Origin of the sequence: Nonomuraea marmarensis (assembly GCF_043197025.1) — a bacterium.
In the GTDB taxonomy this organism is placed as follows: Bacteria; Actinomycetota; Actinomycetes; order Streptosporangiales; family Streptosporangiaceae; genus Nonomuraea; species Nonomuraea marmarensis.
In genome coordinates, this window is the sequence record NZ_JBICRM010000005.1 from 194,198 (window position 1) to 218,045 (window position 23,848).

Here is a 23,848-nt window from a genome sequence, read left to right on the forward strand (position 1 = left end):
GCTCTGACCCCGCTCACTGAGGCGGCGCGAACCCGCCCGGAGTCGCCCTCGGCGGCTCCGGCGCGGGCGCGCTCGGTGGCTGGTAAGGCGCGCCGACCTGGGGATAGGGCTGCGGCTGAGGGTAAGGACCCGCCTGCGGGTATGGGCCCGGGTACGGCCCTTGCGGCGGCCCGTAGTGCGGCTGGCCGTTGGTGCCGGCGCGTTGCGCGAAACGTGCCTGCTCCCGCCTGCGGCGCTCGGCCAGGACGGCGCTCAGGAACGCGTGCGGCGGCACCCCCGCCGGCGCGGCGGGCGAGACGAATGCCGCCGTCTGGGTTGCGATGCGCACCCCCATCTCGTGCTGGACCTGCGGCGTCAGGTCGTGCCAGCGCAACAGGTATTGTCTGGCGGCCTGCGCCACCTCGTCGGGGAGCTGGGAGAGCTCCAGCGTGGCCGCCCAGCTCGCCAGCGGCGGCGGCATCACGATGACCTGCCCCGTGTCGCGCGGTGCCCGGTCGGAGATCACGATGGTGCCCGCGAAGACGTCGCCGAGCCGCTTGCCGCGCTGCGAGACCAGCGAGGCGATCAGCGCGGGCGCCCCGGAGAGCAGCCAGAACTCCAGCACCCCGGCCAGCCCCCTGAACAGCGCCTGCCTGAAGCGCTCGGGGCTGCCGTCGTCGCTGACCACGCGCAGGCCCAGCGCCAGCTTGCCGAGGCTGCGCCCCCTGCTGATGGACTCGAAGAGCACGGGGTAGCCGACCATCACCAGCACCAGCAGCACGATCATGACGGCCGCGAACATGGCCGGGTCCGTGACGACCGCGAACGCGCCTAAGATCGCGTAGGCGCCGATCAGCACGGTGAGCTGCACGGCCATGTCAATGATGATCGCCAGCGCGCGGGAGGGCATCTGGGCCACCCGCACTTCGACGACGACGGCGTCACCGGTCACAACCTCCGACATATGTGGAGCCTAACGGCTATGTGCCACTGATCGAGCGGCCACAATGTTCAGGTGGACATCGATGCGTTCGTCACAGCACACCGCCCCGTATGGGACAGGCTCGACCACCTCGTCAAGAACCGCTCGTCGCTGACCGGCGCCGAGGTGGACGAGCTGGTGGACCTCTACCAGCGGGTGTCGACGCATCTGTCCATCGTCCGTTCTTCCTCCAGGGACCCGATGCTGACCGGGCGGCTGTCCGCGCTGGTGGCCAGGGGCAGGTCGGCGGTGACCGGCGCGCACGCGCCGGCCTGGCGGGAGCTGGTGAGGTTCTTCACGGTGTCGTTCCCCGTGGTGGCCTACCGGGCGCGGTGGTGGTGGCTGGCGAGTGCGGCGGCGTTCATGGTGGTCGCTTGGGTGATGGGCGCGTGGGTGGCGGGCAATCCCGAGGTCCAGGCGTCGATCGCCTCTCCTGACGAGATCAGCCGGCTCGTCAACGAGGACTTCGCCAACTACTACTCCGAGAACCCGGCCGCCTCCTTCGCGAGCAGCGTATGGGTGAACAACGCGTGGGTCTCCGCACTGATGATCGTCTACTCGGTCCTCTTGGGCATCCCGATCCCCTATGCGCTCTACGCGAATGCCGAGAACGTGGCCGTCTCCGGCGGTCTGATGGCCTCCAGGGACAAACTGGACATCTTCTTCGGCCTGATCCTGCCGCACGGGCTGCTCGAACTGACTGGAGTGTTCCTGGCGGCGGCCGTGGGCATGCGCTTGGGCTGGACGGTCATCGACCCCGGGCCGCGCAGGCGGGTCGAGGCGCTGGCCGAGCAGGGCAGGGCAGTGATGAGCGTGGCGCTGGGGCTGGTCGTGGTGCTGTTCGTGTCGGGGCTGATCGAGGCGTTCGTGACCCCGTCGGGGCTGCCCACGTGGGCACGCGTGGGCATCGGCGTGCTCGCCGAGGTGACCTTCCTGGCGTATGTGATCGTCTTCGGCCGCCGTGCCCTCAGCCGGCACGAGACCGGCGACCTCGAACGCGCCCCAGACGTCGCCCCCACGGTCTGAACCGCAGCCGGCTCGCTCAGAGCCGTCCCGCGGCCTTCAGCGCCAGGTACGCGTCCGCCAGCGCGGGCGCGATGTCCTCCGGGGGCGCGTCCACGACCTCCACCCCGTGCCGCCGCAGCCTGGCGGTGATGAGCCTGCGCCCGAGCTGGGCGTGCTCGGCCGCCGCCGCGTCATAGACCTCCTCCGCCGACCCTCGCCGTCCGGCCATGGCCGCCACCCGCGGATCGGACACCCCTGCCACCAGCACCAGGTGGCGCGCGGAGAGCTGGGGCAGCACCGGCATGAGCCCTTCGTCCAGCGCCGCCGAGTTCAGGTCGGTGAGCAGCACGACCAGGCAGCGCCGCTTGGCCCGCGACAGGATGGCCGCCACCATGCCCTGCGAGTCGGCCTCGATCAGCTCGGCCTCGATCGGCGCCATCACGTTGACCAGCGACGACAACAACTCGGTCCGGGACGCCCCGCCCACCCAGGCGCGTACGGCCCGGTCGTAGGCCAGGAAGTCCACCTGGTCACCGGCCCTGGCGGCGAGCGCGGCCAGCAGCAGCGCCGCGTCCATCGACCAGTCCAGCCGCGGCCAGCCGGGCGCGGGCCGCGGATCCGGTCTGACGAGGAGCCCTCCGCCACCAGGCACCGCCCCGGCCATGGGGATCGGCGCGTCGCCCACCCGTCCCGCCGAGGTGCGGCCGGTGTCGAGCACGATCAGCACGCGGCGGTCGCGTTCCGGCCGCCAGGTGCGTACGACCACGTCGTGCCGGCGCGCGGTGGCCCGCCAGTCGATGGACCGCACGTCGTCGCCCACCACGTATTCCCGCAGCGAGTCGAACTCGGTGCCCTGCCCGCGCACCAGCGCCGGATGTTGCCCGTCGAGCTCGCGCAGCCTGGCCAGCCTGGACGGCAGGTGCTTGCGTGACAGGAACGGCGGCAACACGCGTACCGACCAGGGCGCCCGGTGGTTGCCCTGGCGCGCGGCCAGGCCGAGCGGGCCGACCGAGCGGACCGTGACCGCCGCGGACGACCGATCGCCGCGCCTGGTCGGGTCGAGCGTGATGATGATCCTGCGGCGCTCGCCCCTGGGCACGTCCAGGCCGGCGATGCGCGGGGTGGCTCCGGCGGAGGGTTGCCAGACGTCCCTGAGGCTGCCGCGTACGCGCCTGCCGCCCGGGTTCTCGACGATCAGCTCGACGGTGGCGCGCTGGCCCAGGCGGATCAGCGTGTCGCCGGAGCGGTGGAACCTGAGCGGGCGCACGGCTCCCGCGAACACCAGATCCACGATGATCGCGGCGGCCAGCAGCAGGCAGACCCCGGCCAGCGCGGCCCCGGGCTGCGGCGCGAACAGCACCACCACGACCCCGATCGCCGCGACCAGCCCGGCGCGTCCGGTGAGAGCCATCAGCGCACCACCACGAGTCCGGTGAGAGCCATCAGCGCGGGACCGGGACCGAGGCCAGGATGCCGTCGAGCAGGCCGTCGGCGGTCGCCCCCTCCAGCTCGGCCTCGGGCCTGAGCTGGATCCGATGCCGCATCGCGGGCCTGGCCAGCGCCTTCACGTCGTCCGGCGTGACGTAGTGCCGCCCGGACAACCACGCCCACGCCCGCGCGGCCGCCAGCAACGCCGTCGCCCCACGGGGTGACACGCCGAGCTGCAACGATGGCGAGTTCCTGGTGGCGCGGGCCACGTCCACGATGTAGCCGAGCACCTCTGGCGCCACGTGCACCTGCGCCACCGCCTCGCGGCCGGCCGCCAGGTCGTCCGCCGAGGCGACGGCCTTGATCTCCGACAGGTCGCGCGGGTCGAAGCCCCGGGCGTGCCGGTCGAGCACCGAGATCTCCTGCTCGCGCGGCGGCAGCGGCACGGTCAGCTTGACCAGGAACCGGTCGAGTTGCGCCTCGGGAAGCTGGTACGTGCCCTCGTACTCGACGGGGTTCTGGGTCGCGCACACCACGAACGGGTCCGGCAGCGGCCGGGCCGAGCCCTCCACGCTGACCTGCCGCTCCTCCATCGCCTCCAGCAGCGCCGCCTGCGTCTTCGGCGGCGTGCGGTTGATCTCGTCGGCGAGCAGCAGGTTCGTGAAGACCGGCCCTTCGCGGAATTCGAACTCCGCGGTCTTCGCGTCATAGATCAACGACCCGGTCACGTCACCCGGCATCAGGTCCGGCGTGAACTGCACCCGCTTGAAGTCCATGGACAGGGCCGCCGCCAGCGTGCGCACCATCAACGTCTTGGCCACGCCCGGCACGCCTTCGAGCAGCACGTGCCCCCTGCACAGCAGCGCGATGACCAGCCCCGTCACCACCGCGTCCTGGCCGACCACGGCCTTGGACACCTCGGCGCGCAGCGCGCTCAGCGCGTCTCTGGCCGAGTCGGCCGAGCCCGTCACGCGGTACGTCTCCTCAGAGTTCACTGACCTGCCTTTCGATGAAGTCCAAGTATCCGGCCAACCCGACGAGCCCGGCGTCGTCCGCCGGCGGCGGCCCGTACAGTGCCGCGCCGACCTGGTGCGGGTCCTGCCCCGTACGGGCGGCGAGCGCCGCGACGACCTCCTGCGCCCCCGCGCCGGAGCCGAGGCCCAGCCTGGGCGTGAGCCGGTCGATCGTGCCCGCGCGCAGCGAGTCGGCGGCCCGCTGCCTGGCGCGCCTGGCGCGGTAGAGCCGGCCGCGCCCCTCGACCGTCTCGGCCGCCCGCACGATGACGGGCAGCTTCTCCGTCACCACAGGACCCAGCCGCCTGCCCCGCCAGTACGCGGTGAGGGCCAGAGCGATGATCGACATGTAGACGGCCCAGCGGATGCCCTCGGGCATCAGGTCGTACATCGACAGGCCGCGCTCGCCCGCCAGGTCGCCGGCGGGCGGGGTCTCGGGGCGCACCAGCCAGGTCACGGGCCTGCCGGTGCCGATCAGGTTGAGCGCCAGCGCCGCGTTGCCGTCCTCGGCCAGGCGCTGGTTGGTCAGGAAGCCCCCGTCGCCGACGACTGTGGTGATGCCACCCCAGTTGGGGAAGCTGACCAGCGCGTGCCCGCCGCCAGCCGGGTAGCAGCCGGTGGTGCCCCGCGGGCCGCGGAAGGCGGCACCGCCCATGTACGCGCTGCCAGCGGCCGTGGCGGCGGGCAGCGCGCACTCGGGCTCACGCGAGCGGGTGCGCGGCGCCGCGCCGGGAACCAGGCGCACGCCGGGGGCCAGCAGTTCCAAGCCGTACACGTCGCCGATGATCAGTCGGTCGCCGGGGATCATGGACAGGCGGGACTCGTCGAAGTACGTCGTGTCCGTGATCAGCAGTAACCGGTTGCCGGTCGCGGCCTTGTCGGCGGCGGCCTGGACGGAGTCGACCCGGTCCACCGTGACGCCGCGGGCGCGCAGCAGCTCGGCCAGCGCCTTGGAGCCCGCCAGGGAGGAGTCCTGGGGGTCGAGCGGGCGTGACGGGCCTCGTTGCGGGCCGATCAGCACCCCGATGATCGCGGCGAGCACGATGACCAGGCCGAGCAGCACGATCATCCGCCCGGACCGCCAGGTGGAGCGCGCGGTGGGGGACGTCGAGGAGGATCCGGCCACCTCGGCGGGCGGCGCGACCACGCTCATGACACCCCACCGCCCGGCGCGACCCCGGCGCCCACAGGGATCGGTCTGGCCTGGCGGAGTCGCTCGTCGAGGCGGCTCATCGTCTCGTAGGCGTCCCGGGTGCCGGGCACACCGCCGTACGTCACGTCGTCGAACGAGCGGGCGGCGGCGGCCAGCTCCGCGGCGAAGCCGGGCAGCGCCACAGCGGCCTCCGCGGCCAGCTCGTCGGCCGTGCGACCGGGCATGCCGTCGACCAGCGCGCGTTCCTCCAGGTCGCGGGCGATGGCCCGGAGGCGTTCCTGGATGGCCTCCGTCCAGTGGCCCTCGGCGGCCAGCCGTTCGGCGACCTGGCGGTGCTCGGCCGCGCTCATCGCCCGCTCCCCGAACAGCCCGCCCACCACGAGCCTCCTCCTGCGGACGGTCCTGCGCAGCTGCCACGAGATCAGCATGATCACCCCGAGCAGGATCAGTACGATCACCACCGACGCGATCATCCCGCCGGCCGTGCCCCCACCCGTGGCCGCGTCCACCAGGTCACCCATGAACTGCGTGACCCGCCGGTAGAGCTCGTCGAACAGCGATTCCTTCTCGTAGCCAGGCTTGAGGAGCTCCTGCACCGCCCGGCGCGCGGCCTCCTCCCTGTCTATCGGGCTCACGACCTGGCCGAGTTGGACGGGTGCCAGAGCTCGTCGGCCGAGGCGTGCACCCAGCCCTGTCGCTGCTGCTCGATGGCCGCCGTCTGCAGCACGAGGTCGAACGCCTCGCTGCGCATCCGCCGGTCGGCGTAGAGCAGGCCGGCGACCCCGGCTTCGAACGGATAGGTGAACATCGCGCCGAGCGTGCCGCCGACCGCGATCAGCACGGCCGACACGACGGTCGTGACCGTCGAGCCCGCCCCGAACATGCCGAACATCGTGCCTGCCAGCGTGAACGGCACCGACAGGATCGACGCCACGAGCCCGACGAGAATCGACGTCAGAAGCATGATGCCGAACACCCGCCAGAAGTCGCCGCTCACCAGGTGCCACGAGCGCCGCATGGCGTCGATCGGCCCCCTGCCCTCCAGCACCACGGCCGGGGACGCGAACGCGAAGCGGGTCCTGAAGAACAGGTAGTAGGCCACGTACACGATGACGAACAGGATCGTCAGCGCGGCCATCCAGCCGAAGCTGTCGGCGGAGGCGTTCATGGCGAGCGCCACCATGAGCAACACGAAGACGATCACGGGCACCAGCATGATGACCGCCATCAGCCCCACCACCCCGAACAACGCGGGGACCCTGCCCTTGACGAGCTGCCAGGCCTCGCCGGCGGTGATGTTGCCGCCGAAGACGGCCCGGCCGAGTATGCGGGTCAGCACCCCGGTCAGCAGGGTGACCACGACGAACTGCACCGCGTACGACACCAGGGTGCCGCCGTATTGGGCGACGAAGCCGTACAGGGTGGTGAAGTCGTCGGCGGCGGTCGCGCTCGTGGGGTCGGTGAGCACGCCGCCCACGGAGCTGAGCAGGAACGCCTGGCCGACGGCCAGGGGCACGGCGGCGAGCAGGGCGGCGACGGCCGACAGCCCGAGCACCGCCTTCGGGTTGGACCGGATCAGCTTGATCGTGCCGTCGAGTATGTCGCCTAGCCCCAGCGGGCGCAGCGGGATGATGCCCGGCCGCAACGCGGGCGGCGGGGGCGGCATGTAGCCGTAACCGGGCTGGGGTTGCGGATAGGGCGGATGCGAATAGGGCGGATAGGGTGTTTGCGGCCCGGGCGCATACGACTGTTGTTGCGGGGGTTGCTGAGGCGCCTGCCCGTAGGGGGCCTGTTGCGGCGAGCCTGGCGCGGTCCACGGCGAGGCCTGCGGGGCGCTGTAGGGCGGGGGCTGTTCGGCCGACCAGCCGGATGGCGTCTCGGGCGGGGGACCGTGACCGTCTGACATATCCCCAATCCTGGCACGCGGGGCGGGGCATTGGTGTCACGGGGAGGATTCGCCACCTCATCTTGCCCGCATTCCCGGGCGAATCCGGGCAAGGTTGGCGCTCGGGGATGGCCGAAAGTCGCTCTGTTACCGCAGACTGAGATTGCGGTCGCGGGGGGCGGACCTAAAATTCGCCTTTTGTTGGGCTCATGTCACGTTCATGGGCCGACCAAGGGTAACCTTCAGCGATCGTGCGGGTATGTCCCACAATGCGTAGAACGAATGAGGGGCCATGAAAGGTCGCGTGCTGGTCGTCGACGACGACGCCGCTCTCGCCGAGATGCTGGGGATCGTGCTGCGGGGAGAAGGCTTCGAGCCGTCATTTGTCTCAGACGGCGACAAGGCCCTCGACGCGTTCCGGGATACACGCCCGGACCTGGTGCTGCTCGACCTGATGCTGCCGGGAGCCGACGGCATCGACGTCGCGCGCAGGATCAGGGCTGAGTCGGGCGTGCCCATCGTCATGCTCACGGCCAAGAGCGACACGATCGACATCGTCCTCGGGCTGGAGTCCGGCGCCGACGACTACATCGTCAAGCCGTTCAAGCCGAAGGAGCTGGTGGCCAGGGTGCGGGCGCGGCTGCGCCGCACCGACGAGCCGACCCCCGAGATCCTCCAGATCGGCGACATCACCATCGACGTGGCCGGCCACTCGGTCAAGCGGAGCGAGGAGACCATCAACCTCACGCCCCTCGAGTTCGACCTGCTCGTCGCGCTGGCCCGCAAGCCGCGCCAGGTGTTCACCCGCGAAGTCCTGCTCGAGCAGGTGTGGGGCTACCGGCACGCGGCCGACACGCGGCTGGTCAACGTACACGTCCAGCGGCTCAGAGCCAAGATCGAGAAGGACCCCGAGCACCCCGAGATTGTGGTGACGGTCCGCGGGGTGGGTTACAAAGCCGGCCCCGCCTAGCCGTCCCCCCGCCCTGCCATGCCCCCGACCAAGAAGAGATCCCGCCGACGGACACTCCGCCAGATTCTCGGCGGCGTTCGCCGGCGGGTGCGTCGTGCGGCGGGCCGGGCGCGCAGGGTGTGGCGGCGCTCACTCCAGCTCCAGGTGGTCACCAGCACGCTGGTGATCTCCGTGACCGTGGTGGTCGTGCTCGGCGCGTTCCTGTCCGACCAGATCAACAGGTCGGTCGTGGTGAGCAGCCAGCAGTCCTCCGTCAGCGAGGCGTTCGCCGACCGCCTGCAGATCGCCGACGCCCTGTCCCCCGAGACCGAAGACCAGACCAAGCCGGCCGACAACGGCAAGAAGGGCTCCCCCAACCCGCTCGACGACGTCATGGACACCGTCACGGGGACGGGCGAGGACGGCTCCAAAAAGGGCTACGACGTCCTGATCCTCAACCAGACGACCCCCGGCCAGTCGCGGGCGTCCGGCAGCGTCGTGCCCGCCGATGTGCCGATGGGCCTGCGGCTGAGCGTGCAGCGCAACATCCTGCGGTTCGAGTACGAGAAGACCGTCGGGCTCATCGAGGAGATCAAGTTCGCCGGCCAGAGCCAGCCCAGGCTCACGTACATCGTCGGCAGCGTCGTCCACGTGCCCGCCACCGGCCAGAACTACGAGATCTACCACTTCTTCCCGTTCGACGAGGAAGAGGGGCTGCTGTCCAAGGTCCGGCTCGCCATCGTCGTGGTGGGCTTCGGGCTCGTGTTGCTGCTCGCCGCCATCGCGTACCTGGTCACGCGCCAGGTCGTCTCTCCCGTACGGCTGGCGCGCCAGGCCGCCGAGCGGCTGGCCTCCGGGAAGCTGGACGAACGCCTCAAGGTACGCGGCGAGGACGACCTGGCCCGGCTGGCGAACTCGTTCAACGAGATGGCCGCGAATCTGGCGCTGAAGATCCACCAGCTCGAGGAGTTGTCGCAGGTCCAGCGGCAGTTCGTCTCGGACGTCTCGCACGAGCTGCGCACCCCGCTGACGACCGTGCGGATGGCCGCCGACCTGCTCTACGACGCCCGCGAGGACTTCGACCCGATGGCCGCCCGCTCGGCCGAGCTCATGCAGGCCCAGCTGGAGCGGTTCGAGTCGATGCTGGCCGACCTGCTGGAGATCAGCCGCTACGACGCCGGCGCCGCCACGCTCGACCTCGACTCCGTGGACGTGCGCGACGTGGTGCTGCGGGCGATCGCGGACTCCGAGGCGCTGGCCGAGCGGCACACGACCCGCTTCGAGCTCAGGCTCCCCAACGAGCCCTGCATGGCCGAGATCGACAACCGCAGGGTCGAGCGGATCCTGCGCAACCTGCTGTTCAACGCCATCGAGCACGGCGAGGGCAGGGACATCGTGGTCACCGTGGGGGGCGACAGGGACGCCGTGGCCGTCGCCGTACGCGACCATGGGATCGGGCTGAAGGGCGGAGAGGACACGATGGTGTTCGACCGGTTCTGGCGGGCCGACCCGTCGCGGGCGAGGACCATCGGCGGCACCGGGCTCGGGCTGGCGATCTCGCGCGAGGACGCCACGCTGCACGGCGGCTGGCTGCAGGCGTGGGGGCAGGCGGGCGAGGGCTCGCAGTTCAGGCTGACGCTGCCCAGGCTGGCGGGGGCCGACCTGAAGGGCTCGCCGCTGTCGCTGGTGCCGCCCGAGATCGAGATGCGCCGCACGTGGCGCGGGGCCATGACGCCGGTGCTGCTGCCCGCGACCGGGGACGGGGCCGGCCATGACGAGGATTAGCCGGCTCGGCGCCGTGGTCGCGATCGCGGCGGCCGTGGCCTGCGCCGGCTGCTCGGTGATCCCCGTGAGCGGCCCGCACGCGGTCAACGAGGCCGGCGGCGGCGACCCGCTGAGCAAGCCGTTCCAGCGCATGATCGCCATCGCGCCCCAGAAGAACTGGGGTCCCGAGCAGATCATCAGGGGCCTGCAGGCCGCCATGGCCGCCTACCCCGACGACCCGGCGATCCTGCCCACCTACCTGACCCCCGAGGCGCTGGCCAAGTGGAGCGCCTCGGGTCCCGTCACGGTGATCGAGGACGGGTTCGAGGTGGTGCCGCCGAGCCCGCGCGACGGCACGGAGGCGGTGCAGAAGGTCACGCTCAAGGCCCGGTGGGTGGCCAGCATCAAGGAGGACGACTCCTACGTGCCCACGGCCGGCGGCTGGTCGAGGTCCTTCGAGCTGGTGAAGGACAAGCAGGGCGGCTACCGCGTCAGCGACCTGCCCAGCGGGCTGCTGCTCACGAACTCCGACGTGGCGCGCGCGTACCGGGCCACGAACCTCTACTACCTGAACGGCAACACGCAGGACCGGCTCGTCGTGGACCGCGTACGCCTGCGGCTGAAGCCGACGGAGACCTTCGCCCAGACCATCCTCAAACGCCTCCTCGAACCGCCCACGTCTGCTCTGGCGGGCGGCGCGGTGACCACGAGCTTCCCGCCCGGCACCAAGATCGAGTCCATCACGTACGGCGACGAACGCGTGTTGATCAACCTCTCCGGCCCGCTCGACCCCCTGGACCTGACCGGCGAGAACTCCCTCATGGCCCAGATCAGGTACAGCCTCAACAAGAACGAGGTCGCCAAGGGCCGCAGCATCGAGGTGCTGGTGGACGGGGAGGCGTACTCCATCGACCGGCCCAACTCCGACGAGCGCTGGCTGGACGACAGCGGCGACACGGCCTACTACGTCAGCAAGGGCGCGGTGCACCTCATGGGCAAGGACGGCCCGGCCGGCGCCGTGCCAGGACCGGCCGGAGAGCAGCGCGAGGGCTACTCCGACTTCGCCCTGTCCAAGGAGAGCAACGCCCTGATCGCCGCCAGGACCTCGACCGGCATCTCCGTGGCGGGTCTCACGCGGGAGGGGCAGTGGCAGGAGGTCATCCAGGGCACTGACCTGACGGCGCCGACGTGGCATCGGGACGGATCCCTATGGACGTACGACCGGAAGAACGGTTTCTTGTTGCGGTACGACCCCGCGGGCGGGCGGGGGCCTGAGCGGGTCGCACCGCCCAAGGAGTTGAAGGGGCTGGATGTCACCCGGCTGCGGATCGCCAGGGACGGGGTGCGGGTGGCCGTGACGACCGGGAAGAACACCGTCCAGATCTGCGCGCTGACCACTGCCGCGGGCGGTCTCATGCTGGGGAACCTCCAGCTCCTGACCACCACTGAGGAGGGGGACGAGATCCGCGACGTGGCCTGGGGGGATGACGAGCATCTGCTGGTGCTCGTCGACAGCAAGGCCGGGCAGATCCTCAACCAGATCAACGTGGGGGATGGGGAGAGTGTCGGGGTGCCGTTGAAGGATCGGCTCAAGTCGGTGGCGGCGCTGGGGGATCGCGTGCTGGCGGCGTCGGACGACGGCTCCAAGGTCATCGAGCTGAACCAGGACCGGCAGACGTGGAACGTGAAGATCGAGCCCGACGCCGAGGCCCCGCTCTTCCCTCTGGGCTGACGGCCCCGCATTCCGTCCCGTTCACGGGCACCCGCCTCCAGGCCCGTCCATCGGGCGGAATTGTCGGTGGTGGCGGGCATCCTGGGTCGCGTGCTGAGCTCCGTACTGGATCTGGTCCTTCCCCCGGCCTGCGCGGGTTGCGGTGTCAAGGGGGCGCGGTATTGCGGCGGTTGCCTGGCCGAGCTGACCGCCGCCCCCGCCAGACGGCTGCCTGAGCCGTTGCCTCCAGGCCTGCCCGACTGCTGGTCGGCGGCCACGTACGACGGGGTCGTGCGGAGGGCGGTCGTGGCGTACAAGGAGCGTGGCGCGGTGGCGCTGGCCGGGATGCTGGCAGAGGCCCTGGCCTTCACCGCCGTGACGGCGATCAGCGCGGGGGCCTTCCAAGCGGACGGGCCGTTCGCCGTCGTGCCGGTGCCCAGTGCGCGGCGGAGTCTGCGGGCCAGGGGGCACGATCCGGTGGGGCGGCTGGCGGTGCTGGTCGCGCGCATCCTGCGGGCGTTCGGGATGCGGGCCGAGGTGTGGACGGCGCTGGAGCAGGCGCGGCGGGTCGTGGACCAGGCGGGCCTGAGCTCCGCGGAGAGAAGCGCCAACCTCGCCGGGTCCCTCCAGGTGGCCGGCGCCGCGAAGAGCCCTCCAGCGGCCTGTGCGCTGCTCCTGGACGACATCGTCACGACCGGCGCCACCCTGGTGGAAGCCGCCCGGGCACTGAGCTCGGCGGGGGTGAGAGCACCGCTGGCCGTGACCGTCGCCGCGACACGCCGAAGATCTTGAAAGACATTACGGTGACGGTGCGTAAAGAAAGATCCAAATCGCGATCCTCACCCGGAGGTCACATGTCACTTCCCCCGGGAATGCGGTGGAGCAGCTCAGCGGACGGGAGTGGCGTACTCATAAGGGTTGCCGATCGGTTAAACAGGGCATCTAACCACCCTTAGGGATCGTTCGAAAATCACGGAAAGTGATCCTTTGGCCAATCCTCCGGCTGACATTCGCCCTGGATACGGATAGCGTTCTGACATGGCACCCGTTCGGGTCCGTGGTTGCGCAGAGTCGGTGTTCCCGACTCTGCTAGCCGATGCCAGCCGCAGGCAAAACGGTCCACGTAAGGCGACTCTTTGTCGACCGATCACGGTGCGGCTTAGGGATAAGTCCTGCCTTCCCGAGGGGTCAGATGCCCCTCGCCAGAAGAGAAGGGCAGTAGTGGCAACAGAGCTGCGAGACCCTCAGCAGGCGGATGTGGGGTCGAAGACCAGGTCGGCCGGGCGGGTGCCACCCGAGTTCCCGGTGACGCCGAGTCGGAAGAGGGGAACGGTGACTGAAAGGCAGACAGAAGACCCCGTCCGGCATACAGGTGGTCGGGCGCTCTTGCTCAGTCGTTAGACGAAGGGGGGCTGTTGCATGGACATCATCGTCAAGGGCCGGCACACAGGAGTGAGTGATCGGTTCCGCGACCACGTGACGACCAAGCTGGCCAGGATCGAACGTCTGGACAACAAACTCATCCGAGTCGATGTGGAGGTGTCGAAAGAACGCAATCCGCGCCTCGCCGGTCAGCGGGAGCGCGTCGAGCTCACCATTCACTCTCGAGGACCGGCGATTCGCGCCGAGGCCTCGGCCGACGACCGATTCGTAGCCCTCGACATGGCCCTCGACAAGCTGGAAGGCCGCCTCAGGCGAGTGGCCGACCGGCGCAAGGTTCATCACGGCAACCACTGCCCGCCCTCGGTGGCGGAGATCACGGCGACGCTCCCTGACGCCGCCGACCTGGCGCCCCAGACGGAGCAGACCGCTCCCAAGCAGGCCGAGCCCGACGAGGACGAGATGCAGCGGAGCGACCAGCGCTACGACGACATCGTCCCGATAGAGATGGACGGCGAAGGGCCGCTCATCGTACGGGAGAAGTTCCACAGAGCGGAACCCATGACCATCGACCAGGCCCTCCTCGAGATGGAGCTGGTCGGACACGATTTCTACCTGTTCCGTGACAAGGAGAGCGGCCAGCCGTGTGTCGTTTACAACAGACGCGGCTACAACTACGGCGTGTTGCGGCTCATAGAGCCCTGATCGCGCGCTAAAAGATCTTCTCGACCACCCGAGAACCGCGGCACCCATGCCATCATTGCGGTTCAACGGCTCTGGCCCCCCGACGAGGAGGAGACGTGAGCGAGCTCAGTCAGGTTCAGATGAGCGAGCGAAGCGAGCGAAAGACAGTCGCGAGGCGGATCAAGGAGGCCTCGTGACCGAGTCTGGCGAGATGCGCACGTCAGAGCGCGAGCCGATCCGCGTGCTGATCGTTGACGATCACGAGCTGATCAGGCGGAGCCTGGCGCTGGCGCTGGCTGCGGAGCCCGACATCGAGGTGGTCGGTGAGGCGAGCGACGGGCAGGAGGCGGTCGAACTGGCCGATCGCCTCATGCCTGACGTCGCGCTCATGGACGTGCGCATGCCCCGGCAGGACGGGATCGAGGCGACGAAGGGCATCAAGGCCTCCGTGCCGAGCACCCGCATCATCATGCTGACGGTGAGCGACGAGGAAGAAGACCTCTTCGAGGCCATCAAGGCGGGAGCCACCGGCTACCTGCTCAAGGACGTCCAGATCAACGACGTCCCGGCCGCGGTGCGCGGCGTGCACGAGGGCCAGTCGTTAATCAACCCGGCGATGGCGGCCAAACTCATCAACGAGTTCCAGACCATGAGCCGCAAGGAGTCCGAACGCCCGCCCCAGCTCCCCGTGCCCCGGCTGACCGAACGCGAGATGGAGGTCCTGCGCCTGGTGGCCAAGGGGATGAACAACCGCGAGATCGCCAAACAGTTGTTCATCTCGGAGAACACGGTGAAGAACCACGTGCGCAACATCCTCGACAAGCTGCAACTGCATTCGCGGATGGAGGCGGTGGTCTACGCGGTGCGGGAGCGCATGCTGGAGATCACGTAGCGGGGTTACCGGCGAGGCCGTACCCAGGCCGAGCTCAAGGTGCGCTCAGCATCGGGAGGAGCTCCGGTGGGTCGGCGCGTTCGACGCGTACGGTGTCGCAGCCCACCCACTCGGCCGCCGACCACAGGGCTTCGTGTAAGGCGTCGGCCCACTTGGCGGTCGAGAGGCCGGGCTCCAGGCTGAGTTGCCTGGCCACCAGCGTGCTGCCGTCGCGGGCCGGGTCGACGCGGCCGATCAGGCGGCCGCCGGCCAGCACCGGCATCGTGAAGTAGCCGTGGACGCGCTTGTGCCTGGGCACGTAGAGCTCGAGCTGGTATTTGAAGCCGAACACCCGCTCCGTGCGGCCCCGGTGCCAGATGAGGGAGTCGAACGGGGACAGCAGCGTCGTGCGGTGGCGGCCGCGCGGCTCGGACTCCAGGGCCGCCGGGTCCGCCCAGGCGTTGGCCTGGCCCTTCTTGCCCGGCCAGCCCGAGACCGTCACGGGCACCAGGCCCGCCGCGCCGCTGAGCAGGAGCTCGTCGAGGATCTCCGCGTAGCGGCCCTTGAGGCGCAGGAAGTCGATCAGGTCGGTCCTGTTGGCCACGCCCAGTGAACGTCCCGCTATGCGCGCCAGCCGTACGATGCACTCCTCGTCGGAGAGGTCGTCGGCCAGGACGTCGGCGGGGACCACGCGCTCGGCCAGATCGTAGACGCGGCGCCAGCCGACGCGGCGGCTGCAGACCAGCTCGCCGATGTCGAGCAGCCACTCCAGGCCGATCTTGGAGTCGGACCAGTCCCACCACGGGCCGCCGTTCTTGGCGCCGCCCACGTCGGACGTCCTCAGCGGGCCCGACTCGCGGACCTGGTCGAGGAGCTTGTCCACACTGTCGGGGACCTCGTGCCAGCGGTAACGCCGGTTGCGGTAGGCCCGGCGCCTGAAGGAATAGAGCGGCCAGTGCTCGATGGGCAGGATGCAGGCGGCGTGGCACCAGTATTCGAAGCTCTGGGCGGGGTTGTGCCAGTAGGCGCGCTCGACCTTGGGCCTGCCGACCGCGCCCAGGCGGGCATATGCGACCAGCTCGTGGGAGCGGGCGAGGACCGAGATCGTGTCGAGTTGCACGGCGCCCAGCCTGCGCAGCATGGCGTGCACGCCGCCCTTGCGCGCGTCGGCGCCGATCAGGCCCTGTGAGCGCAGGATGACCCGGCGCGCCTCGTCGGCGGTCAGATCGGTGAGATTTGTCATGGCTGCGGGTCCGTACGGCGATGCATGCGAGCAATCTAGCGGCGGCCACCGACAAAAAAGCGACCGACGTTTCGGCCTCGCGCTGCGTGCTGCGTTGGGTTCGACCTCGCGCCGGTGGCGTCCTCGGGCGTGCCGACGAGCCCGGCTCATGGAAACGGCGGGTCACCCGTGGGGTCGGGTGCCCGCCGGTGAAGCCTGTGTCAGCGGTGATCTTCGGCGTGCATGCCCACCCGGGGGGCGTCGATCACGACGTCGGTGACGATGTCGAAGACCAGGGCGAGGACGGCGCCCACGACGAACACGCCGGCACCGATCCAGACGAGGGTCCAGCTGGCGGCCGTCAGCCCGAAGCCGGCCACGATGGTGCCCACCACCATCACCGTCACCGCGAGCCACGAAGAGGCACGCCCGCCGTGGCTGCCCAGATTCGCCGCATGCTCCGACTTCTTCCCCTCAACCATGAGAAATCCTTCCTTTGCCGGATATCGCGCTTATTGGTGCGAGCCGGCGCTCAACCGGCATACCCTCTGCCTTGTCCCATTCTCCCAGACGCGACCGGCGCCCTCGTCGCCACGGTGGGTGTGTCTGGTTGCGGAACCGCCTACGATGGCAACGGGGAAGTTTGTCTCGGCCTCTCCTCCTGGCGGCGGCGCCGGGGTAGACCTGCGAGGAGCTTTACATAAAGTGGCAGCCATTCTCGACAAGATCCTACGTGCCGGCGAAGGCAAGATCCTGCGCAAGCTCAAGCGGATCGCCGATCAGGTCAACTCCATCGAGGACGACTTCACGAGCCTGTCCGACGCGGAGTTGCGCACGCTGACGGATGAATTCAAACAACGCTACACGGACGGCGAAACGCTCGACGATCTGCTTCCCGAAGCGTTCGCGACCGTGCGCGAGGCGGCCCGCCGCGTGCTCGGCCAGCGGCCCTTCGACGTGCAGATCATGGGTGGCGCGAACCTCCACATGGGCAACATCTCAGAGATGAAGACCGGTGAGGGCAAGACCCTGACCTGTACGCTGCCCGCCTACCTCAACGCGCTGGCGGGCAACGGCGTACACGTCATCACCGTCAACGACTACCTGGTCAAGGTCGGCGCCGAGAACATGGGCCGCATCTACCGGTTCCTCGGCCTCGAAGTCGGCATGATCCTTTCAGGTCAGCAGCCCGACGAGCGCCGCAAGCAGTACCAGGCGGACATCACGTACGGCACCAACAACGAGTTCGGCTTCGACTACCTGCGCGACAACATGGCGTGGTCGCTCGAGGAGTGCGTGCAGCGCGGCCACCACTTCGCGATCGTGGACGAGGTCGACTCCATCCTGATCGACGAGGCCCGTACGCCGCTGATCATCTCCGGGCCCGGTGAGCAGTCGGGCAAGTGGTACACCGAGTTCGCCAAGATCGTGCCCCGGCTGCGCAGGGGCGTGGAGGCGAAGAACCCGGGCGAGGAGAGCACCGGCGACTACATCGTCGACGAGAAGAAGCGCACGGTCGGCATCCTGGAGTCCGGCGTCGAGAAGGTCGAGGACTGGCTCGGCATCGACAACCTCTACAAGCCCGAGCACACCCACCTCGTCGGCTTCCTGAACAACGCGCTCAAGGCCAAGGAGCTGTTCAAGAAGGACAAGGACTACATCGTCTCCGACGGCGAGGTCCTGATCGTCGATGAGTTCACCGGCCGCATCCTGCACGGCCGCCGCTACAACGAGGGCATGCATCAGGCCATCGAGGCCAAAGAGAGCGTGAAGATCAAGGACGAGAACCAGACTCTCGCCACGGTCACCCTGCAAAACTACTTCCGCCTCTACGAGAAGCTGTCCGGTATGACCGGCACCGCCGTCACCGAGGCGAACGAGTTCCACCAGACGTACAAACTGGGTGTCGTCCCGATCCCCACCAACATGCCGATGATCCGCAAGGACCAGGCGGACATGGTCTACAAGACCGAGGACGCCAAGTTCAACGCGGTGGTCGAGGACATCAAGGAGCGCCACGAGGCCGGGCAGCCGGTGCTCGTCGGCACGACCTCGGTGGAGAAGTCGGAGCGGCTGTCCAAGGCGCTCAAGCGGCGCGGGGTGCCGCACGAGGTGCTCAACGCGAAGAACCACGCGCGTGAGGCCGCGATCATCGCCGAGGCGGGCCGCAAGGGCGCCGTCACCGTCGCCACCAACATGGCCGGTCGCGGCACCGACATCATGCTCGGCGGCAACTCCGAGTTCCGCGCCGACATCGAGCTGCGCCAGCGCGGGCTCGACCCGATCGAGACGCCGGAAGAATACGACAAGGCCTACCCCGAGGCGCTGGAGAAGGCCAGGGCGGCGGTCAAGGCCGAGCACGACGAGGTCACCTCGCTCGGTGGCCTCTACGTCCTCGGCACCGAGCGCCACGAGTCGCGCCGCATCGACAACCAGCTCCGCGGCCGCTCCGGCCGTCAGGGCGACCCCGGCGAGTCGCGGTTCTACCTGTCGCTCGGCGACGACCTCATGCGCCTGTTCAACTCGGCCAGGGTCGAGATGATCATGACCAGGCTGCAGATCCCCGACGATCAGCCGATCGAGTCGGGCATCGTCTCCAAGGCCATCGCCTCCGCCCAGCACCAGGTCGAGCAGCAGAACTTCGAGATCCGCAAGGACGTTCTGAAGTACGACGAGGTGATGAACCGCCAGCGCAAGGTCATCTACGCCGAGCGCCTCCGCGTGCTGGAGGGCGCCGACCTGCACGAGCAGGTGCAGGGCTTCACCGGCGACGTGATCGAGGGCTACATCCAGGGCGCCACGTCCGAGGGCTTCGCCGAGGAATGGGACCTCGACAAGCTGTGGAAGGCGTTCGGGGAGCTCTACCCGATCTCGGTTCGCATCGACGACCTCGTCGAGGAGGCCGGCGGGCGTGAGGAGCTGTCCGCCGAGCTCATCAGCGAGAAGATCAAGGCGGACGCGCTGGAGGCGTACGCTCGGCGCGAGGCGGAGTTCGGCCCCGAGACCACGCGTGACCTGGAGCGCCGGGTGATCCTCTCGGTCCTCGACCGGAAGTGGCGCGAGCACCTCTACGAGATGGACTACCTGCGCGAGGGCATCGGCATGCGGGCCTACGCGCAGAAGGACCCGCAGATCGAATACCAGCGTGAGGGTTTCGAGATGTTCGCCGCGATGCTAGAGGGCATCAAGGAGGACTCCGTCGGGTTCCTGTTCAACCTCGAGGTGGAGGTGCAGGAAAACCCGATCGTCGAGGAAGAGGACGCGGTGCTGGCGGAGACCCGCTCGATCATCGCGCGCGGGCTGCGAGGGCCTGAGCGGCCTGCCGAGCTCGAATACACGGCGCCTGGCGAGCAGGGTGAGGTCGAGCACACGAAGGTCCGGACCACTCAGGCTCAGCGCGCGGCCTACGGCAATGTGGAGCGTAACGCGCCTTGCCCGTGTGGGTCGGGCAAGAAGTACAAGCGCTGCCACGGGGATCCCAAGCACGCGGCCTGATCCCTTTTGAGACCCCCACTTCCCTTTATCGGGGAGGTGGGGGTCTTTCTGCGTTATCGGTTTCTATGCTGTTTCGAAATCGGTGCACAACCACTGGACGCCGCGTCGTTCCAGGCGGGCGGCGAGGACGTGGTTGCGGTCGCCGCAGTATACGAGGACGCACATTTCCACGGCGCCGTCCCGGGGTTCCTTCACGTGCAGGCTTTTCGCGAACGGGGGGCGGTTGGCGTGTATCATCCGCCCCGCTCGGACCAGCTCCCGGTACGCCCGGCCGGTGAGCTTGTCGGCAATGGTCTCCGGTGGGCGGCGGCCAGAGAGCACTTCGGCCAGGGCTTGTCCGAGATGGCGTAGCTTCCGCTCGTCCGGGATGGCTCCTGGCGGGCCCCATACCAGCGCGTCCAGTGCCAGGGCGCCGTCGACTTGCGGGGTCGGCCTTTCCGCCGGGGACTTCTCGTCGTCGTAGGGCGGCTCGGGGGCGGGGGTTACGCCGATGTGCGGTATCGCTGACACGCATCCTCCAAATTCCTGGGTGGAGAAAGAATCGGTATAAGGAGTTTTCGGCCCGGCCGGTATATACATTGGCCGCCAACTTTCGCGATTGCCGCCCGATTTTGTCCGTTTAGGGGAAGAAAGTTATTGGGAGCTGGATCCCCGCTTCTGCGGGTGTCGGCTTGTTTCGGGCGCGATTGGGCGGCTTGGCGGTTATCCCAAACCTTTTTGGTCCGGCGAGTCGGGGTTCTTGTGTGCGCCCCTTTCCTGGGATTGGTGGGGTTCGCGGCCGGGGGTGGGCAGGTTGAGGTGGCGGATCATTACCGTGAAGATGGCGTAATAGATCAGTAGGTAGGCCAGGCCGAAGAGGATGATCAAGCCCAGGCCGTGGGTGTTCGACTTGCTGGCGTTCAGGAGCAGGTCTATGGCGCCGCCGGAGAAGGTGAAGCCCAGGCGGGCGCCGAGTTCGGCCATCAGGGCCATTGAGAGGCCCGTGAGGGCGGCGTGGACGGCGAAGAGGGCCGGAGCCACGAAGATGAAGGCGAACTCCAGGGGCTCCGTTATGCCGGTTATGAAGGACGTCAGGCCGGATGAGAGCAGGATGCCTCCCACTGCTGGGCGGCGGTCGGGCGGGGCGGCGCGCCACATGGCTATGGCCGCGCCCAGGAGGCCGAACATCATGACGGGGAAGAAGCCGGTCATGAAGAGGCCGGCGCCCTGTTCGCCGGCGAAATAGCAGTTCAGGTCGCCTGCGGCGTCTCTTGTCGCGCCGTTCACGCCTTTGTGGCACTCCGGGAGGGTGAACCAGACGATCGTGTTCAGGAAGTGGTGGAGGCCTACGGGGATGAGCAGGCGGTTGGCCACGCCGTAGATGCCGGTGCCCGTCGTGCCGTGGGCTGAGAGCCAGTCGCCTGCCGTGGCCAGCCAGTCGCCTATCGGGCGCCAGAGCAGGCCGAAGAGCACGCCCAGGACCAGGGCGGCTATGGCGGTGATGATGGGGACCGAGCGGCGGCCGCCGAAGAACGCCAGCCACGGTGGTGGTTTCAGGCGGTAGAAGCGTTGCCAGAGCAGGGCCGCCGTGATGCCGATGAGAATGCCGCCCAGGACGCCCGTTGGGTTCTGGGCGCCCAGGTTGAGGGCGGGGGTGCCGTTTTGCAGGGTGATGAGGACCTTGTTGTAGACGGCTCCGTGTCCCGCTTCGAAGAAGAGGGTCTTGGTCACTCGGTCGAAGACCAGATAGCCCACCAGGGCGGCGAGTGCGGTGCTGCCGTCGGCCTTGCGGGCGAAGCCGATGGCCACGCCGATGGCGAACAGCACGGGGAGGTTCTCGAAGAGGGCGCCGCCCGCCGCGGCCATCACCCTGGCCACGGGGAGGAGCCAGGGCAGGGTGTCGCCCAGGCCGTCCTTGCCGAGGAGGTCGTCCTGGCCGAAGCGGAAGAGGAGGCCGGCGGCGGGGAGCACCGCGATGGGCATCATGAGCGAGCGGCCGATGCGTTGTAGCACCCCGAAGGCTGACGACCAGGGAGATGGGTGCAGCGGTGGCCGGCCTGGCGACTCATCCGGTGGGCCGGCTGAGGTCATGATCGGGTTCACCCCCCGCATGGTGGTCGTGCGGGGGAATGGTGGGTTTCTACCACGACCGTCTCAGGGGAAACCGGCGCTAGGTCTCGCCCGAGTCCACGTCCGGCTCGGGTTCCCGGCCGGGGGTCATGATGTTGAGTTTGCGGATCAGGAACGTGAAGACGGCGTAATACACCACGCCGTAGATCACGCCCAAGATCAGGATCCCGGGTAAGTTCTCGGTGTTCGACTTGCTGGCGTTCAGGAGCAGGTCCAGGAGGCCCGCGGAGAAGCCGAAGCCCAGCTGGCCGCCGATCAACGTGGTCAGAGCCATCGCCAGGCCGGTCAGCAGAGCGTGCACCACCAGCAGCAACGGCGCGACGAAGATGAACGCGAACTCGATCGGCTCCGTGATCCCCGTGACGAAGGACGCCAGGCCCGCCGACAACATGATGCCGCCGACCGCGGCCCGCCGGTGTACGGGGGCCGCGCGCCACATGGCCAGGGCGGCCGCAGGCAGGGCGAACATCATGATCGGGAAGAAGCCGGCCATGAACTGGCCCGAATGCGGGGCGCCGCCGAAGTAGCAGTTCCAGTCGCCGCCCAGCACCCGGCCGCCCACGTCGCACTGCGGCACCACGTACCAGACGACCGAGTTGACGAAGTGGTGCAGGCCGAGGGGGATGAGCAGGCGGTTGATCAGGCCGTAGATGCCGGTGCCCAGGGGGCCGATCGCGGCGAGGGCCTCGCCGGCGTGGCGGATCCACTCGCCGATCACCGGCCAGAGCCAGCCGAAGACCACGCCGATGAGCAGGGCCGCGATCGAGGTGATGATGGGGACGAATCTGCGGCCGCCGAAGAACGCCAGCCACGAGGGGAGCTTGATGCGGTAAAAGCGTTGCCAGAGGAGGGCGGTGATCAGGCCCATCACGATGCCGCCGAGCACCTTGGTGGGGTTCTGCATGCCGTAGTTGATGATCTCCTTGATGCCCTGGGCCTGGACCTCCTTGATGAGCACGGTGTCCCGGATGTCCGAGCCGAAGAACATCACCTTCGTCACCCGGTCGAAGACCAGGTAGCCGACCACGGCGGCCAGAGCCGTAGAACCATCTGCTTTGCGGGCGAAGCCGATCGCCACGCCCACGGCGAACAACAGCGGCAGGTTCTCGAACAGCGCCGCGCCGGCCGCGGCCAGCACCTCGGCGACCTGGCTCATCCAGGCGAACCCCGCCACGTCCGCCAGCCCGCCGGGCTCCCCGCCGTTGGAGCCGAGCATGTCGGGCTGGCCGAAGCGCAGCAGCAGGGCGGCCGCGGGCAGGGCGGCGATGGGCAGCATCAAGGAGCGGCCCAGCCGCTGGAGCACGGACATCACGCGAGCGAACGGCGAAGGCCGGGCGGCGGTGGTCTCGTTCACCGGGCGTTCCTCCGAGGCGTGTGGGAGCCGGGCCCCGGCCGGGTGAGGCCTCAGCCCCGTCTGACGGGCATTTCCAGAATGGTGCGCAGTTGGTAGCGGTCGGCGCGGTAGGTGGACACGCCGAGCTCCGCGCAGCTGCCGCCCGCGAAGGACCTGCGCTGCAGCAACAGTACGGCGCCGCCGCGCGGCAGCTTCAGCAGGTCGGCGTCGCTCGGGTCGGCGATGCCGCCGTCGATGGTGAGCTCGCCGGCGTCCATGACCAGGCCGTAGCGGCTCTCCAGCAGCTGATATAGCGATTTATCCGACAAATCCTGAGAAGCCAGGTCGGGGGCGAGCTTGACCGGGATGTGGGCCCGTTCGATGGACAGCGGCTCCCCGTCGGCGGTACGCAGGCGCTCGATGAAGTGCACTTCCTCACCCGGCTGGATCCCCAGCTCCTTGGCCAGGTGAGCGCTCGCCCGGACGATACGACGATCGAGGTCGCGCGAGCCCGGGATCATGCCGCGGGCCCTCATGTCGTCGCTGAACGAGGTCAGCTGCAGCGCCAGCTCGATCTTGGGCCGGGCGACGAACGTCCCCTTGCCGGGAACGCGGTGCAGGCGGCCCTCGGACACGAGATGGTCGACGGCCTGCCGTACGGTCATCCTGGACAGGCCGAAGCGCTGGCAGAGCTCGCGCTCGGACGGGATCGCCGCGCCGATGCTGAGCTCGTCGCTGTCGATGAGGTCCAGCAGGATCTCGCGAAGCTGGAAATACTTGGGCACCGGGCTGTCCGGATCGATGTGCGCCACGGATCCTCCCCTCGATCTGACCTGGGCAATGGGCTATGGTTCGTACTGGTCTAGTCCGGACTAGACCACATGT

General features: G+C 69.0%; 20 protein-coding genes. 8 read left to right on the forward strand and 12 right to left on the reverse strand.

Going from position 1 to position 23,848, the window contains the following annotated elements; all coding sequences use genetic code 11:
* Nucleotides 1-13: 13 nt before the first annotated feature.
* Nucleotides 14-943: an RDD family protein gene (locus tag ACFLIM_RS10215; protein WP_393164218.1), complete on the reverse strand. Its 930-nt coding sequence runs from the start codon at nt 941-943 to the stop codon at nt 14-16.
* Between the two features lie 51 nt (nt 944-994).
* Here ACFLIM_RS10215 and ACFLIM_RS10220 point away from each other — a divergent pair, with 51 nt between their 5' ends.
* On the forward strand, nt 995-1,987 hold the full coding sequence (locus ACFLIM_RS10220; RefSeq protein ID WP_393164219.1) for a stage II sporulation protein M: 993 nt from the start codon (nt 995-997) through the stop codon (nt 1,985-1,987).
* Nucleotides 1,988-2,003: 16 nt separating this feature from the next.
* On the opposite strand, the gene ACFLIM_RS10225 is transcribed toward ACFLIM_RS10220, so the two are convergent.
* The 5 genes from ACFLIM_RS10225 to ACFLIM_RS10245 are packed head-to-tail and all read right to left on the reverse strand — an operon-like array spanning nt 2,004 to nt 7,466.
* On the reverse strand, nt 2,004-3,377 hold the full coding sequence (locus ACFLIM_RS10225; RefSeq protein ID WP_393164220.1) for a DUF58 domain-containing protein: 1,374 nt from the start codon (nt 3,375-3,377) through the stop codon (nt 2,004-2,006).
* A 31-nt stretch (nt 3,378-3,408) separates the two neighbouring features.
* On the reverse strand, nt 3,409-4,389 hold the full coding sequence (locus ACFLIM_RS10230; RefSeq protein ID WP_393164221.1) for an AAA family ATPase: 981 nt from the start codon (nt 4,387-4,389) through the stop codon (nt 3,409-3,411).
* Nucleotides 4,379-5,560, reverse strand: a complete 1,182-nt coding sequence (locus ACFLIM_RS10235) for a DUF4350 domain-containing protein (protein WP_393164222.1) — start codon at nt 5,558-5,560, stop codon at nt 4,379-4,381. The genes ACFLIM_RS10230 and ACFLIM_RS10235 overlap by 11 nt, the downstream gene beginning before the upstream one ends.
* On the reverse strand, nt 5,557-6,195 hold the full coding sequence (locus tag ACFLIM_RS10240; RefSeq protein ID WP_393164223.1) for a DUF4129 domain-containing protein: 639 nt from the start codon (nt 6,193-6,195) through the stop codon (nt 5,557-5,559). Before ACFLIM_RS10240 ends, ACFLIM_RS10235 begins: the two co-directional genes overlap by 4 nt.
* Nucleotides 6,192-7,466, reverse strand: coding sequence for a glycerophosphoryl diester phosphodiesterase membrane domain-containing protein (locus tag ACFLIM_RS10245; protein WP_393164224.1), 1,275 nt, complete (start codon nt 7,464-7,466; stop codon nt 6,192-6,194). The genes ACFLIM_RS10240 and ACFLIM_RS10245 overlap by 4 nt, the downstream gene beginning before the upstream one ends.
* A gap of 271 nt (nt 7,467-7,737) precedes the next feature.
* On the opposite strand from ACFLIM_RS10245, the gene mtrA reads away from it, so the two are divergent.
* The 6 genes from mtrA to ACFLIM_RS10275 all read left to right on the forward strand — a co-directional run bounded on the left by mtrA (nt 7,738) and on the right by ACFLIM_RS10275 (nt 14,825).
* A complete protein-coding gene (gene mtrA, locus ACFLIM_RS10250) occupies nt 7,738-8,415 on the forward strand; it encodes an MtrAB system response regulator MtrA (protein WP_379531478.1) in 678 nt (225 codons plus the stop codon).
* An 18-nt stretch (nt 8,416-8,433) separates the two neighbouring features.
* Nucleotides 8,434-10,179 carry an MtrAB system histidine kinase MtrB gene (gene mtrB, locus ACFLIM_RS10255; RefSeq protein WP_393164225.1) on the forward strand — a complete coding sequence of 582 codons (1,746 nt, stop codon included), beginning with the start codon at nt 8,434-8,436 and terminating at the stop codon, nt 10,177-10,179.
* A complete protein-coding gene (locus ACFLIM_RS10260; RefSeq protein WP_393164226.1) occupies nt 10,166-11,890 on the forward strand; it encodes an LpqB family beta-propeller domain-containing protein in 1,725 nt (574 codons plus the stop codon). The genes mtrB and ACFLIM_RS10260 overlap by 14 nt, the downstream gene beginning before the upstream one ends.
* Nucleotides 11,891-11,980: 90 nt before the next feature.
* The gene (locus ACFLIM_RS10265) at nt 11,981-12,661 is read left to right on the forward strand and encodes a ComF family protein (protein WP_393164227.1); all 681 of its coding nucleotides are present in this window, start codon (nt 11,981-11,983) and stop codon (nt 12,659-12,661) included.
* Between the two features lie 627 nt (nt 12,662-13,288).
* Nucleotides 13,289-13,954, forward strand: coding sequence for a ribosome hibernation-promoting factor, HPF/YfiA family (hpf, locus tag ACFLIM_RS10270; protein WP_393164228.1), 666 nt, complete (start codon nt 13,289-13,291; stop codon nt 13,952-13,954).
* A 190-nt stretch (nt 13,955-14,144) separates the two neighbouring features.
* Nucleotides 14,145-14,825, forward strand: coding sequence for a response regulator (locus ACFLIM_RS10275; RefSeq protein WP_393164428.1), 681 nt, complete (start codon nt 14,145-14,147; stop codon nt 14,823-14,825).
* A 34-nt stretch (nt 14,826-14,859) separates the two neighbouring features.
* Here ACFLIM_RS10275 and ACFLIM_RS10280 read toward each other — a convergent pair whose 3' ends face one another.
* Both ACFLIM_RS10280 and ACFLIM_RS10285 read right to left on the reverse strand, forming a co-directional pair.
* Nucleotides 14,860-16,047 carry a winged helix-turn-helix domain-containing protein gene (locus ACFLIM_RS10280; protein WP_393164229.1) on the reverse strand — a complete coding sequence of 396 codons (1,188 nt, stop codon included), beginning with the start codon at nt 16,045-16,047 and terminating at the stop codon, nt 14,860-14,862.
* Between the two features lie 200 nt (nt 16,048-16,247).
* Nucleotides 16,248-16,508, reverse strand: coding sequence for an HGxxPAAW family protein (locus ACFLIM_RS10285; protein ID WP_393164230.1), 261 nt, complete (start codon nt 16,506-16,508; stop codon nt 16,248-16,250).
* 223 nt (nt 16,509-16,731) lie between these two features.
* Here ACFLIM_RS10285 and secA point away from each other — a divergent pair, with 223 nt between their 5' ends.
* Nucleotides 16,732-19,521 carry a preprotein translocase subunit SecA gene (gene secA / locus ACFLIM_RS10290; protein WP_393164232.1) on the forward strand — a complete coding sequence of 930 codons (2,790 nt, stop codon included), beginning with the start codon at nt 16,732-16,734 and terminating at the stop codon, nt 19,519-19,521.
* Nucleotides 19,522-19,584: 63 nt separating this feature from the next.
* Here secA and ACFLIM_RS10295 read toward each other — a convergent pair whose 3' ends face one another.
* From ACFLIM_RS10295 to ACFLIM_RS10310, 4 genes are all read right to left on the reverse strand, one after another.
* Nucleotides 19,585-20,031, reverse strand: a complete 447-nt coding sequence (locus tag ACFLIM_RS10295; RefSeq protein ID WP_393164233.1) for an Rv3235 family protein — start codon at nt 20,029-20,031, stop codon at nt 19,585-19,587.
* A gap of 192 nt (nt 20,032-20,223) precedes the next feature.
* On the reverse strand, nt 20,224-21,591 hold the full coding sequence (locus ACFLIM_RS10300) for a PTS transporter subunit EIIC (protein WP_393164429.1): 1,368 nt from the start codon (nt 21,589-21,591) through the stop codon (nt 20,224-20,226).
* A gap of 79 nt (nt 21,592-21,670) precedes the next feature.
* Nucleotides 21,671-22,984: a PTS transporter subunit EIIC gene (locus ACFLIM_RS10305; RefSeq protein ID WP_393164234.1), complete on the reverse strand. Its 1,314-nt coding sequence runs from the start codon at nt 22,982-22,984 to the stop codon at nt 21,671-21,673.
* 50 nt (nt 22,985-23,034) lie between these two features.
* Entirely contained in the window at nt 23,035-23,775 is a 741-nt protein-coding gene (locus ACFLIM_RS10310) for a GntR family transcriptional regulator (protein ID WP_393164235.1), read from the reverse strand.
* Nucleotides 23,776-23,848 lie beyond the last annotated feature (73 nt).

Coding starts and splice junctions, on each gene's coding strand:
- ACFLIM_RS10215 (WP_393164218.1), bottom strand. CDS start 943: ATGTCGGAGGTTGTGACCGGTGACGCCGTCGTCGTCGAAGTGCGGGTG.
- ACFLIM_RS10225 (WP_393164220.1), bottom strand. CDS start 3,377: ATGGCTCTCACCGGACGCGCCGGGCTGGTCGCGGCGATCGGGGTCGTG.
- ACFLIM_RS10235 (WP_393164222.1), bottom strand. CDS start 5,560: ATGAGCGTGGTCGCGCCGCCCGCCGAGGTGGCCGGATCCTCCTCGACG.
- ACFLIM_RS10245 (WP_393164224.1), bottom strand. CDS start 7,466: ATGTCAGACGGTCACGGTCCCCCGCCCGAGACGCCATCCGGCTGGTCG.
- mtrA (WP_379531478.1), top strand. CDS start 7,738: ATGAAAGGTCGCGTGCTGGTCGTCGACGACGACGCCGCTCTCGCCGAG.
- mtrB (WP_393164225.1), top strand. CDS start 8,434: ATGCCCCCGACCAAGAAGAGATCCCGCCGACGGACACTCCGCCAGATT.
- ACFLIM_RS10260 (WP_393164226.1), top strand. CDS start 10,166: ATGACGAGGATTAGCCGGCTCGGCGCCGTGGTCGCGATCGCGGCGGCC.
- hpf (WP_393164228.1), top strand. CDS start 13,289: ATGGACATCATCGTCAAGGGCCGGCACACAGGAGTGAGTGATCGGTTC.
- ACFLIM_RS10275 (WP_393164428.1), top strand. CDS start 14,145: ATGCGCACGTCAGAGCGCGAGCCGATCCGCGTGCTGATCGTTGACGAT.
- ACFLIM_RS10280 (WP_393164229.1), bottom strand. CDS start 16,047: ATGACAAATCTCACCGATCTGACCGCCGACGAGGCGCGCCGGGTCATC.
- ACFLIM_RS10285 (WP_393164230.1), bottom strand. CDS start 16,508: ATGGTTGAGGGGAAGAAGTCGGAGCATGCGGCGAATCTGGGCAGCCAC.
- ACFLIM_RS10300 (WP_393164429.1), bottom strand. CDS start 21,591: ATGACCTCAGCCGGCCCACCGGATGAGTCGCCAGGCCGGCCACCGCTG.